Consider the following 12,691-nt stretch of genomic DNA (forward strand, 5'->3'; position numbering starts at 1 on the left):
TTAATGAGCATTAAAAATATTATTTTCGATTTCGGCGGCGTGGTAATGGATTGGAATCCGCGCTACTTTTTTAAAGATCATTTTAACGATGATGGAAAGATGGAACATTTCCTGAAAAATATTGCGACCGATGAATGGAATGCAGAACAGGATCGCGGCAGAAGTTTAGCAGAAGGCACTGAAATTCAGGTTGCAAAACATCCGGAATGGGAAAACGAAATTCGGGCGTATTACGATAACTGGACGATGATGTTGAAGTCTGATATTCCTCACAATGTTGAAGTTCTGCGAAAATTAGAACATTCAAAATATAATCTTTTCGGCTTAACGAACTGGTCGGCAGAAACTTTTCCGTACGCTTTGGAAAACTATGATTTCTTTAAAATATTCGAAGGTAAAATTGTGGTTTCCGGAACTGAAAAACTCATTAAACCAGATCCAGCGATTTGGGAAGTTTTGTTGAACCGATATCAAATCAAAGCCGAAGAATCAGTCTTCATTGATGATAATGCTAAGAATATTGAAGTCGCTAAAAGTTTAGGATTTATCTGTATTCATATTAAAGAAGATACCGATTTGGAAAAGGAATTGAGAGATTTAGGAATTCAGTGTTAAAAAATAAAATGCCAAAGTTGATGAACCTTGGCATTTTTGATAAACTTATTTAATTTTTAATAAATCGATGAACGAGGTCTCCTTTTTTCGTTTTTAATTTCAACAGATACACCCCTTTTTCTAAAGTAGAAACTTCAAGAGATTTCAATATTAGTACATTTTCATTTCTCACCACTTTGCCTTCTACATTCAGAATCTGATAATTTTGGATTTGCAGATTTTCCGAAAAATAAATTTGATCAGTCACTGGATTTGGATAAAACTTGACAGAATTTAATACTTCATTCTGAGTTCCTAAAATACAGTTATCCTCAATTGCTACGGAAACATTGGACGGCAAAGTATCATCACAATCTTTAATTATTTTATTGAAAGTTGCATTTCCGGTCAGATTGATTACCGTTAACATATTTGTAAAACCATCTTGAAAGTCTAGGATTTTAATCTTGTTATTTTGGGCCAGAATCGTTTTCAACACAGGATTGTTTCGAAAAGTTATATTTGTCAATAAGTTATCATTAACAGACATCCAATTCAGTTTCGTAAGATTGGTCAAATCTAAATTTGTTACTTTATTTTTGTTGATATGAAGACGTTCTAAAATAGTATTCTGCGACAGATCCAAAGCAGGAATTTGATTATTTACTAAAAATAACCGCTTCAGATTAGGAAGTGTTCTAACGTCAATTTCCGTGAGTTTATTCTCATTAATATAAAGCGTTTCAATATTCCCATTAAGCGGCAGCACAACTTCAACCAGAGCATTTGAATTCAATTCTAAAGTTTTCAATGCAGATAATGAACTAACATCTAATGTTCCTGCCAATTTGTTCTCGCGTAGGTTTAAAGTGGTAAGTTTGGTATTTTTAGAAACATCAATGGTTTTAAAATCCTTTTGAGTTAAACTGAGTTCAGTTAGATTGATAAAAGATTCAATACCTTTTACATCGGTAATCAACGGATAACTTGCAAGGTTTCTCATTGAAGTCAAAGTTTTTGCTTCTTCAAAAGAAATCTCGTGGTCTATGTTGGCATCAACAGCCGGATAGGCTTTGATGATGGCATTTTTAAAATTGATGTCAGTAAACTCCACATTTTGCGCCGAAAAGAAACCTCCGACGAATAAAAACAATAATGCTTTTTTCATATTTCTAAATTTAATTATTTAATAAAAAGGAGAAAAAAGAAATATTGAAATCGTCTTACAAAATAACGACGACGAGAAAAAACAAGAATGTTTTCCCGCTTCAACATCTCTTTTTTCCCGAAGAGATCATTAATAAAAATAAGGCAGGTCTCCTGGCTTGCTGGTAATTTGTCGGCCTTCCCAATTTAGAATCAGTGGCACAAAATGACAATACTTTTTATAGCGTACAGTTGCGGGTACAGCTCAAGATTTTAACTTGATTCCCTATTAATGTGATCTGAATTTTTCAGATTACAACCTTATTTTATCAGTCGCAAAGATAAATTTTAAACTTAGGAACTGAAACTGACATTTATCAGCCAAAAAAAATCCCTATTTCTAAGAACAGAGATCATATGAAATTCTAATCTTCACGGTTTACCAAATCCATAGAAAATGCAGGCAGGCAAATCGCCAGATAATCACAAGGATTTTCAAACGGATTGCTGTAACGAACTCTTGCTCCTTTTTCAATGAGAATGCTTTGTCCCGTTTCTAAAACTACGATTTCTCCATCGATCTCAAATTGTTTTTTGCCTTTGATGATATACGTGAATTCATCAAATTCCGGTGTTTGAAAAGGTTCACTCCAATTGGGTGGCGCAACCATATGTGCGATTGATATACCGGAATTTCCGGTGGAGTTTCCCCAGATTTCTTCGATGAGTTTGCCGTCAGTTGTCGGAACAATGAACGGTGATTTTTGAATTTTATATTTTGACATCTTGATTTATTTTTAAGAAGTTTAAAATTACAAATTAAAATTTTATTTCCGTTTGAATCTCTTTCCGTACATTTAATTAATCTTAAAAAATTTAAAAATATGATACGTTCAATTTTAGCAACTATATTTTTTATGTCAACAACACTCACCTTCAGTCAGACTCTTAAAAAGGTTTCTTATCAGGACGGCGCTCAAAAACTCAGTGGTTTGGTAACTTCGAATGCTGGAAAGAAACTTCCTGGAGTTTTAATTTTACCCGCCTGGAAAGGGATTGATGATGAAGCCAGGAATGCTGCTTTAGATCTTGAGAAACAAGGTTACATTGCTTTTATCGCAGATATTTATGGTGAAGGAAACATCCCCACCGATAACGCTTCGGCTGCGAAAGTTGCAGGTTATTACAAACAAGACTTTAAAGCCTACCAAAAACGAATTTCATTAGCCCTGGAACAATTAAAGAAAAGCGGTGCTAATCCAGAGAAAATCGCAGTAATTGGCTATTGTTTTGGTGGAAGTGGTGCTTTGGAAGCGGCAAGAGGAAAACTTCCTGTAGTTGGCGTAGTATCAATTCACGGTGGTTTGGCAAAAGATCCAGCGAGAATGAATGAACCACTTTCTGCAAAAATTCTGGTGGAACATCCAGCGGATGATGCAAGTGTGAAACCTGAAGATTATGCACAGTTGGTAAAAGAAATGAATGACGGGAAAGCCGATTGGCAGATTATTACATATTCAAATTCAAAACATACTTTTACGAATCCAGAATCGAAAGATTACAATGCAGTGATGGCGAAAAGAGCATGGAATCATACTTTATTATTTTTAAAAGAGATTTTGAAATAATGTTTTTCTTATTCTTTTGTCTTGAAACAAAGGAATCAAAAGTTCAAGGATTTTACAAAAACTGAATATTCTTATACAACAGCAGTATGACATTTCTTTAAATACATGTTTTTGTCATTGACGCAGGAAGAATCACATTTGTTAAATACCTTTTTTATTCTTTTGTCTTGAAACAAAAGAATCAAAAGTTCAAGGCTTGGAAACTCCGGCTAAAAATTTATTTTCAAACCTAAAATCTCCAAAACTAGCGCGAATCAAAATTATTTTATGAGTATTAAAATAGTGTCGCGCTTCGAACATGGAGATTTTTTAACGGTTTCAAAATAAATTTTCTTAACGCCTACGCTTCCTATGCCAATTGATATTGCAAATTCCTAGTTAGATCTTTTTAGAAAATTTATAAAGAATAAATCCTTTTCATAACTGAAAAGGATTTATTCTTTATTGCAAATGATTTGATTTAAAACTGCATTTCCGGAATTTCTCCGTCGATGATTAAGTCTGCTTCTGTAGATTTCATGATATCTTCAACAGAAACTCCAGGCGCTCTTTCCAAAAGTTTGAAACCGTTGGGCGTTACTTCTAAAACCGCCATTTCAGTCACTACTTTTTTCACACAACCAACTCCGGTTAAAGGAAGCGTACATTTTTTCAGGATTTTACTTTCGCCGGCTTTGTTAACGTGCATCATGGCAACAATAATATTTTCAGCCGAAGCCACTAAATCCATGGCACCGCCCATTCCTTTCACCATTTTACCCGGAATCTTCCAGTTGGCGATATCACCATTTTCAGAAACTTCCATCGCTCCAAGAATCGTTAAATCAACTTTCTTACTTCTGATCATTCCGAAACTGAAAGCAGAATCGAAAAATGATGCTCCGGGAAGTGTGGTGATCGTTTGCTTTCCGGCATTAATTAAGTCCGGATCTTCTTCACCCTCGAAAGGAAAAGGTCCCATTCCGAGAACCCCATTTTCACTTTGAAATTCCACAGAAAGATCCGGAGAAACGAAGTTAGCAACCAAAGTCGGAATCCCAATTCCGAGGTTAACGTAATAGCCATCTTTTACTTCTTTGGAGATGCGCTGCGCGATTTGTTCTTTTGTTAGCATAATGTAAACTTGAACTGCAATTTATTGCTTTTTCATTTCCTATACAAATGCTATTGAGACATTCTATGGGATGACCCAAACAAACCAATTAATATCTCTAATTTTGCAGCCAATTATTTTTTTTTAAATGAAAACACTTTTTAAATATTTAAAACCTCATAAATGGCTTTTGATTTTATCTTTAGTCTTCGCCACCATCAATCAGGTATTTTCGTTGTTTGGTCCCGCGATTACAGGAAAAATTCTGGATCAATTAGTGACTAATCCCAACTTTTTCGACAAAGAAAAACTTTTAAGCAGAAGTCTGGAGGAATATTTATACGGCACCAGCATGTACCACGGCGCCTTTTATTTTATAGGATTATTAATCGGTGTTGCGATGGTGAGTAGGATTGCAAAGGCCTTTCAGGATTATACCTCGAGTGTCATCACCCAAAAATTTGGAGCCAATATTTTTACCGATGGTTTACAGCATTCTATGGCCTTGCCTTTTCAGGAATTTGAAGATCAAAGAAGTGGTGAAACGTTATCGATTTTAACGAAAGTTAGAGAAGATTCCGTGAAATTCATCAACAACTTTATCAATATTTTCTTTGGAATTTTGGTCAGTATTATTTTCGTTTCTGTTTATGCCATTCAGTTACACTGGGCGATTATGCCGGTTTATGTGGTGGGAATATTTTTCATTGCCTTTATCACCAATTTATTAAGTAAAAGAATTAAAAAAATTCAGAAAAACATTGTGGCTCAGACTACCAGTTTGGCGGGAAGTACCACCGAAAGTCTACGTAATATTGAGATCGTAAAAAGTTTGGGTCTTACGCAGCAGGAAGTTAAAAGGCTCAACAGCAATACCTACAAAATTTTAGGTCTGGAATTGAGAAAGGTGAAAAGCATCCGTTCTTTAAGTTTCATTCAAGGAACCTTGGTGAATTTTCTACAACAGATGATTACGCTGACTTTGCTCTTTTTAATTTTTAAAAACATAGTGACGCCGGGACAATATTTATCATTAATGTTTTACGGATTCTTTATTTTCGGCCCGATGCAGGAAATCGGAAATATCATTATCTCTTATCGTGAAGCCGAGGCCTCCTTATTTAACTTCGATAATTTAATGAAAAAGCGGACTGAAGAAAAACCACTTAATCCGAAAAAAATTGGGGCCATCAATAAATTAAAATTTAAAAATGTTAGTTTCAAACATCAGTCTGCTACTTACAAGGCGCTGAACGATATTTCTTTTGAAGTTAAAAATGGAGAAACGATTGCTTTTGTCGGCCCGAGTGGCGCGGGGAAAAGTACTTTAGTAAAATTACTGGTGGGATTATACCGTCCAAATGAAGGATCTATTTATTACAACAATATCAATGGTAATGAATTCGATATCGATGAACTGAGAAATCAGATTGGTTTTGTAACACAAGACACACAACTTTTTGCCGGAACCATTAAAGAAAATCTTCTCTTCGTCAATCCGGAAGCGACAGATCAGGATTTGAGTATGGCATTAAAAAAATCGAGCGCTACGGCTTTGATTGAAAGAGCGGAAGACGGTTTAGATACCATCATCGGTGAAGGTGGATTTAAATTAAGTGGTGGTGAAAAACAAAGAATCGCAATTGCCAGAGCCTTGTTGAGAAAACCGCATTTATTGATTTTTGATGAAGCAACTTCTGCTTTAGACAGCATTACGGAGGAAGAAATCACAACGACGATTAGAGATATTTCGGAACAGAAAGAACAGATTACTGTTTTAATTGCGCACCGATTAAGCACGATTATGCATGCCGACCGAATCTATGTTTTAGAACGTGGAAAAGTGATTGAAACGGGTTCTCATGAGAACTTACTCGCAGAAAAAGGATTGTATTACGCGATGTGGCGTCAGCAGATTGGGGAACGGAAATCGTAAATCACTACAAATTCCTTTACTACTATTTCGCGTTAAATCTCCCTCGAAATTCTCCCGGAGTTACGCCCAAAAGTTTTTTCACATAACGGGTAAAATAAGAATAACTGCTGAAATTCATTTCTTCTGATATTTCGGAAATATTAAGATTATTATTTTGAAGCAAAAGAATAATGCGTTCTTTTGCGTGCCGTTTTATCCATTCTGATGCGGTTATTCCAGAATGAGTTTTACAGAGATAATTGAGATATTTAGGAGAAATATTTAATAAATCGCTGTAAAATTTTACTTCGCGATGTTGCAAACAATGCTCCTGAAGCAGACTGATAAAGTGTTCATACTGATTTCCGGTTTGTAAACTGTGTTTGCGTTTTTCATATTCATTGGCAAATAAATTCCACATTTCTAAAATAAAAATCTGCGTCTGCAACGTCAGCATTTCCTCATAAAATCGGTGATTGGTTTCTAAAAACCGTTCGTTGATCTGTTTAAAATTGGTTAGAATTTTTTCTTTTTCTAAATCCGAAGCAACTGGTTTCACTGGAAATATTCGGGAATGAAGTTGCGCATTGATACTCCATCCTTGATCAGGAATATTATGGATCAATAAATCTTTTTCGATTAATAAAACACTGCTTTTAAAATTTTTTGAAAATTTAAAATCCGATAATATACTTTCTGCAAACCAAAAAAGGAACTGTCCACTTTTACATTCCATTTTTTGATCATTAAATTTAAACTGAAAATTTCCTCTTTGACAAAAAAGATGAGTGTGATAAAACTGTTGAAAGTTTTCCGGAAAATCAGTTTCCTTTGAAACTTCAAAAAAAAGAATCCGTGCTAAACCGCTGTTAATCATCACCAATTTGTTTTTGCTAAAATACGTAATATTTGACATTTATAGCGCATTTAGTGTCATATTTGGATATACGATTTGATGTAATTTTGTAATTAAATATTTGCAAAATGAGTGAAATAAGAAAATCAATATTCGAAAGTTTAAAAAACGGAGAAACAATTACATCCGATCATCCTGATAATCACCAACTGAGAGAATCTGCTTTTGCAACCATCAAACTTTTACAAAAACTTAATAATAGTTTTGAGCCTAATGAAATAAGAGAAATTTTAAGTGAGATAACAGATTCTGAAATTGATGAAAGTGTTGCAGTTTTTCCACCATTTCACATTAATTATGGTAAAAACACGAAAATCGGAAAAAATGTGTTCATCAATTTTGGCTGTACTTTTTTGGATCTGGGCGGAATTACCATTGAAGATGGCGTTCTGATTGCCCCAAAAGTGAACTTATTAACGGAAGGACATCCATTAAATCCAGCAGAAAGACATTCATTAATTCCAGGAAAAATTCACATCAAAAAAAATGCGTGGATCGGGGCAAATGTTACGATTTTGCAAGGCGTGACCATCGGTGAAAATTCAGTAGTTGCGGCAGGTGCGGTTGTTTCAAAAGATGTGGATGATAACACAATTGTAGGTGGAATTCCCGCAAAAATTATAAAGAAAATCAATTAAAATAGAAATATGAAAATAGTACAAATCCTTTTTATAATCACCGCATCAATTTTAGTAATGTCTTGCAATCAAAATAAAGAAAAAATGGAAAATACAAAAAACGAATTGGAGACCATTTTCCCCAAAGGTGAAAAAGGTTCAAAAGAATTCTTTACCGGAAATGCTTATCCAACTTCTTTGGTTGAAGCAGACAGCGTTTACAATACGTTTATTGGCAATGTTTATTTTGAACCTGGAGCAAGAAGCAATTGGCACAGTCATCCTTCTGGTCAAATTTTGATTATTACAGACGGAATTGGCTATCATCAAATTGAAGGAAAACCGATTGAAATTATTAAAAAAGGAGATGTTGTAAAATGTCCACCAAATGTTAAACATTGGCACGGAGCAAGTGTTGATGTAGGTTTACAACAACTTTATGTAATTCCTGATACCCCAAAAGGCATTGTAAAATGGAACGATCCGGTGACGGATGAACAATATTTAAGCAAAAAATAAACTCAAATTTAAAATGAAAAAATCAATAATAATTACACTTTTATTTATCCTAACAACACAAATTTTCGCACAAAACAAAACATCAAAACTGAAAAAAATGGATACAGCTGAACATTATACTTTTGCATTAAGCGATAAAGTAACCCGTCAAAAAGTAAGTTTTAAAAATCGCTACGGAATTACACTTTCGGGAGATTTATATCTTCCCAAAAATGCCGGAACAGAAAAATTAGCCGCTCTCGCAATTAGCGGACCTTTTGGTGCTGTAAAAGAACAATCGTCTGGTTTATACGGCAATCAAATGGCAGAACGAGGTTTCGCAGTAGTAGCATTCGACCCATCTTACACAGGCGAAAGCAGTGGCGAACCGAGAAATATTGCATCGTCGGATATTAATACGGAAGATTTTAGTGCAGCCGTAGATTTTTTAGGACTACATAAAAATGTTGACAGAAATAAAATTGGCATCATCGGAATTTGTGGTTTTGGTGGTTTTGCATTGAATGCAACTGCGGTTGACAAAAGAGTAAAAGCCGTAGCGACAACGAGTATGTATGATATTCCCAGAGTGAGTTCCAATGGTTATAATGATAAAGTTACCGTTGAAGAACGTACAAAAATGCTGGAAAAATTGAGTTTACAACGTTGGAAAGATGCTGAAAACGGAACCCCTGAATATGGTGGGAAAACTAATCAGGATACTTTGACAGGAAATGAGCCACAGTTTGTAAAAGAATATTGGGAATATTACAGAATACCTCGTGGTTTTCATCCTCGTTCGATTAATTCAAACGGAGCGTGGGCAACTACTTCTGTAATGTCATTGACGAATAGTCAAATCTTAGAGCATCTAAAAGAAATTTCACCTCGACCAATGCTTTTGATTGCTGGTGAAAACGCACATTCGAGATATATGAGTGAAGATATTTATAAATTGGCGCTAGCGCCTAAGGAATTAATGATTATTCCGAATGCGGTACACGTAGATTTGTACGATCAACTCGATAAAATTCCGTTTGATAAACTGGATTCATTTTTTAAGGAAAATTTGAAGTAAAAACTCAATTATGAAATTTCTTTGTTTAATAATTTTGGCAATTCTATCAACATTTACAAATAGTATTTCTTGTACTGAAGTTAAAAATGCGAACGTAAATACAGAAAACTTCACCCAATGAAAAACCCTAAAATAAAGATCACTGTGAATTCTAAAATTTTCACGGCAACGCTTTTAGACAATAATTCGGCAAAAGCATTTAAAGAACTTCTTCCTTTAACAATCAAGATGAACGAGTTAAATTCAAACGAAAAATATCATGATTTTTCGCAGAGTCTTCCAACAAATTCTTCAAATCCTGGAATGATAAACAATGGAGATTTAATGCTATATGGATCAAAAACTTTAGTCCTTTTTTACAAAACATTTTCAACATCTTATAATTACACAAAATTGGGAAAAATAGATGATGTAAAAGGTTTAGCATCTGCATTAGGTTCCGGAAACGTAACCGTAACTTTTGAATTAGAATGTTAAAAAGTTATTAAGTCATAAAAAAATATATTCCAACATTTAATAAAGTCTACAAGTATCAGTTTATTATTTTTTTCAATTCTATTCCATAATAATTTAAAAAGCCAAAACAAAATGAACACAGCAATTCCAAAAATCAGCGACTTCGCAACAGGCGAAGAAAATACAGGTTATGCACAATATTTTTCTGGGAAATCTTGGTTAGCGCCTTTAACCAGCAATAAAGATTTGAATGTTCCGGTTGCAAATGTAACCTTTGAACCAGGTTGCAGAAATAATTGGCACAGTCACACCGGCAGACAACTTTTAATAATTATTGGCGGCGAAGGAATTTATCAGGAACGCGGAAAAGCCGCACAACTTTTGAAAAGTGGCGATATTGTGGAGATCGGACCAAATATCGAACATTGGCACGGCGCAACTTCCGACCGTTGGTTTTCGCATCTTGCTACTAATGGAAACCCATCAACCAATAAAAATTCTTGGCTGGAACCTGTTTCCGATAAGGAATATGAAGAAACCAACAATCAAATTAAAAAATAATGATCAAGCGCAGGAAGATATTTATTTTAATTAATTATATTTAAGAATTACCGCCTACATTAATTATAAGCCAATTAAAATCTATGATTAATCAAAATATGCTTTTTCATGCTGCTTTAGGTTTTTATGAAAATGGAATTGCTCTTGCAAAAAAAATTAATCTCGAAGCAGGGAATAAATCATTTGAAATCGCTCCTGTTGCCGCAGTAAATATGAGTTTTGCCGCAGAATTACTATTGAAACTTTTATATCATTTAGATAATAATAAAGAAAAAGGTGGGCATAAACTCGATGAAATATTTTACTTTCTTGATGATAATCTTCAAAAAGAAATTGAAGACATATATAACAAAAACAAACTTAATTCTAAGAATGACATCTACCCTATAAAGTTATCATTCAATACAGAAAATAATAATCCGCAAGATCAAATCGATCAGTTTGACATCGGAAACTTAACATTGGGAAGATTATTAAAAATCCATAGTGATGGTTTCGTAAAGTGGAGATATGCTTATGAAATTAAAGATCAATATTACAACTATGAATTTAACTTCAATTTGATGAATGAATTTATAAAAGCGCTTTTGAGCATCATTGATATTAAAATCAATCAAAAATAAAATAGATTACAAAAAAAAACATTTCCCTCACGGGAAATGTTTCGTTTAATCATCACTTGAAGTCTTCAAATCAGAAGACTTTCAACTTCTTTTTCTAACTGTTCTTTGCTCAATTCTTTTCTCAAATTTCTCGCCCTGAAAAATTCTTTGAACCATAATTCCCGGAATATGAATTTCGTTGGGATCAAGTTGTCCAGGTTCTACTAATTTCTCCACTTCAGCGATGGTGATTTTTCCACTTCCCGCCATTGGCGCATTGAAGTTTCTTGCGGTTCCCTTGAAGATTAAATTTCCGGCGTGGTCACCTTTCCAGGCTTTTACAATGGAATAATCTGCTTTGAAAGCATGTTCCAGAATATGCATTTTACCATCAAATTCTTTGGTTTCTTTTCCTTCTGCGACTTCAGTTCCATAACCTGCAGGTGTATAGAAAGCCGGAATTCCATGTTGGGCAGCGCGGCATTTTTCGGCTAAAGTTCCTTGTGGCGTTAATTCTACATCGAGTTCGCCGGAAAGCATCTGTCTTTCGAATTCTGCATTTTCGCCCACGTAAGAAGCGATCATTTTTTTGATTTGTTTTTTCTGTAAAAGCAAACCCAAACCAAAATCATCAACGCCGGCGTTGTTTGAAATGCAAGTCAAATCGGTAACATTGCTTTCTACCAAAGCATGAATTGAATTTTCAGGAATTCCGCAAAGGCCGAATCCACCAACGATTAAAGTCATTCCATCGCTGATTCCGGCGATGGCTTCTTTGGCATTTTTTACTCTTTTATCAATCATAATCTTAACTTGTTATTGTGCACTCCACGCTCCGTCTAACGTAAAAGTTGTTCCGGAAACGGTGGTTGCATTTTCTGCTGCTAAAAATACGGCAATTTCTCCTAATTTCTCAATAGGAACGAAACTTTTTACGGCTTGTTTTTGCAACATCACTTTTTCTACCACTTCATCTTCGGTCATGTTGTGCGCTTTTGCCAGATCTTTAATCTGACCTTCTACCAGTGGCGTTTTCACATAGCCTGGACAAATTGCATTACAAGTCACATTAAAAGGTGCGCCTTCCAAAGCCAAAACTTTGGTTAAACCCACTACTCCATGCTTTGCGGTTACGTACGCCGATTTAAACTCTGAAGCGCGAATTCCATGAACCGAAGCAACATTAATAATTCTTCCGAAATTCTGGCCTTTCATTTTTTTGAAAACAGCTTTTGAAGCATAGAAAACGGAGTTCATATTCAAAGCAATAATCTGCTGGTATTTTTCAATTGGAAAATCTTTAATTGGGGAAACATGCTGTATTCCGGCATTATTCACAAGAACATCAATTGAACCCATTTCTGAGTAAGCGAAATCTACCAGTTCCTGAACGCCTTCCGGAGTCATGAGATTAGAGTTTTTGAAAACTGTTTTCACACCGTACTTTTCGCCCATTGATTTTGAGATTTCTGCTCCATTTGTTTCTAAACCGTTAAAAACGATATTGTCTCCATTTTTCGCAAATGCCTCTGCGATTCCTAAACCTATTCCACTGGTGCTTCCTGTTATTAAAACATTACGACTCAT

The 12,691-nt window shown here is 34.8% G+C and carries 15 protein-coding genes and 1 riboswitch; of the genes, 9 read left to right on the top strand and 6 right to left on the bottom strand.

Annotated features, from left to right (window positions below):
* Window positions 1–3 precede the first annotated feature (3 nt).
* Window positions 4–615 carry an HAD family phosphatase gene (locus PUH65_RS10595; protein WP_305519974.1) on the top strand — a complete coding sequence of 204 codons (612 nt, stop codon included), beginning with the start codon at window positions 4–6 and terminating at the stop codon, window positions 613–615.
* 49 nt (window positions 616–664) lie between these two features.
* Here PUH65_RS10595 and PUH65_RS10600 read toward each other — a convergent pair whose 3' ends face one another.
* On the bottom strand, window positions 665–1,762 hold the full coding sequence (locus PUH65_RS10600) for a T9SS type A sorting domain-containing protein (protein WP_305519975.1): 1,098 nt from the start codon (window positions 1,760–1,762) through the stop codon (window positions 665–667).
* A gap of 124 nt (window positions 1,763–1,886) precedes the next feature.
* Window positions 1,887–2,079, bottom strand: a riboswitch (cobalamin riboswitch).
* A gap of 86 nt (window positions 2,080–2,165) precedes the next feature.
* The gene (locus PUH65_RS10605; protein ID WP_125021915.1) at window positions 2,166–2,525 is read right to left on the bottom strand and encodes a cupin domain-containing protein; all 360 of its coding nucleotides are present in this window, start codon (window positions 2,523–2,525) and stop codon (window positions 2,166–2,168) included.
* 132 nt (window positions 2,526–2,657) lie between these two features.
* Here PUH65_RS10605 and PUH65_RS10610 point away from each other — a divergent pair, with 132 nt between their 5' ends.
* The gene (locus PUH65_RS10610) at window positions 2,658–3,368 is read left to right on the top strand and encodes a dienelactone hydrolase family protein (RefSeq protein ID WP_305519976.1); all 711 of its coding nucleotides are present in this window, start codon (window positions 2,658–2,660) and stop codon (window positions 3,366–3,368) included.
* Window positions 3,369–3,828: 460 nt separating this feature from the next.
* Here PUH65_RS10610 and PUH65_RS10615 read toward each other — a convergent pair whose 3' ends face one another.
* Entirely contained in the window at window positions 3,829–4,482 is a 654-nt protein-coding gene (locus tag PUH65_RS10615) for a CoA transferase subunit B (RefSeq protein ID WP_305519977.1), read from the bottom strand.
* A 127-nt stretch (window positions 4,483–4,609) separates the two neighbouring features.
* Here PUH65_RS10615 and PUH65_RS10620 point away from each other — a divergent pair, with 127 nt between their 5' ends.
* On the top strand, window positions 4,610–6,397 hold the full coding sequence (locus PUH65_RS10620; RefSeq protein ID WP_305519978.1) for an ABC transporter ATP-binding protein: 1,788 nt from the start codon (window positions 4,610–4,612) through the stop codon (window positions 6,395–6,397).
* Window positions 6,398–6,419: 22 nt separating this feature from the next.
* Here PUH65_RS10620 and PUH65_RS10625 read toward each other — a convergent pair whose 3' ends face one another.
* On the bottom strand, window positions 6,420–7,292 hold the full coding sequence (locus tag PUH65_RS10625; RefSeq protein ID WP_305519979.1) for an AraC family transcriptional regulator: 873 nt from the start codon (window positions 7,290–7,292) through the stop codon (window positions 6,420–6,422).
* Between the two features lie 68 nt (window positions 7,293–7,360).
* Here PUH65_RS10625 and PUH65_RS10630 point away from each other — a divergent pair, with 68 nt between their 5' ends.
* The 6 genes from PUH65_RS10630 to PUH65_RS10655 all read left to right on the top strand — a co-directional run bounded on the left by PUH65_RS10630 (window position 7,361) and on the right by PUH65_RS10655 (window position 11,125).
* Window positions 7,361–7,930: a sugar O-acetyltransferase gene (locus PUH65_RS10630; RefSeq protein ID WP_305519980.1), complete on the top strand. Its 570-nt coding sequence runs from the start codon at window positions 7,361–7,363 to the stop codon at window positions 7,928–7,930.
* A gap of 9 nt (window positions 7,931–7,939) precedes the next feature.
* The gene (locus PUH65_RS10635; protein ID WP_305552593.1) at window positions 7,940–8,428 is read left to right on the top strand and encodes a cupin domain-containing protein; all 489 of its coding nucleotides are present in this window, start codon (window positions 7,940–7,942) and stop codon (window positions 8,426–8,428) included.
* 97 nt (window positions 8,429–8,525) lie between these two features.
* Window positions 8,526–9,485, top strand: a complete 960-nt coding sequence (locus PUH65_RS10640) for an alpha/beta hydrolase (protein ID WP_370692038.1) — start codon at window positions 8,526–8,528, stop codon at window positions 9,483–9,485.
* A gap of 117 nt (window positions 9,486–9,602) precedes the next feature.
* A complete protein-coding gene (locus tag PUH65_RS10645; protein ID WP_305519983.1) occupies window positions 9,603–9,962 on the top strand; it encodes a cyclophilin-like fold protein in 360 nt (119 codons plus the stop codon).
* Window positions 9,963–10,073: 111 nt separating this feature from the next.
* Window positions 10,074–10,502: a cupin domain-containing protein gene (locus PUH65_RS10650; RefSeq protein WP_305519984.1), complete on the top strand. Its 429-nt coding sequence runs from the start codon at window positions 10,074–10,076 to the stop codon at window positions 10,500–10,502.
* A gap of 83 nt (window positions 10,503–10,585) precedes the next feature.
* On the top strand, window positions 10,586–11,125 hold the full coding sequence (locus PUH65_RS10655) for a hypothetical protein (RefSeq protein ID WP_305519985.1): 540 nt from the start codon (window positions 10,586–10,588) through the stop codon (window positions 11,123–11,125).
* Between the two features lie 81 nt (window positions 11,126–11,206).
* On the opposite strand, the gene PUH65_RS10660 is transcribed toward PUH65_RS10655, so the two are convergent.
* Window positions 11,207–11,908, bottom strand: coding sequence for a CoA transferase subunit A (locus PUH65_RS10660; RefSeq protein ID WP_305519986.1), 702 nt, complete (start codon window positions 11,906–11,908; stop codon window positions 11,207–11,209).
* A gap of 12 nt (window positions 11,909–11,920) precedes the next feature.
* Window positions 11,921–12,691 (bottom strand): 3-hydroxybutyrate dehydrogenase, encoded by a 771-nt coding sequence (locus tag PUH65_RS10665; RefSeq protein ID WP_305519987.1) that lies wholly within the window; start codon window positions 12,689–12,691, stop codon window positions 11,921–11,923.

It is taken from the genome of Kaistella sp. SH40-3 (assembly GCF_030686865.1).
Classification (GTDB): Bacteria; Bacteroidota; Bacteroidia; order Flavobacteriales; family Weeksellaceae; genus Kaistella.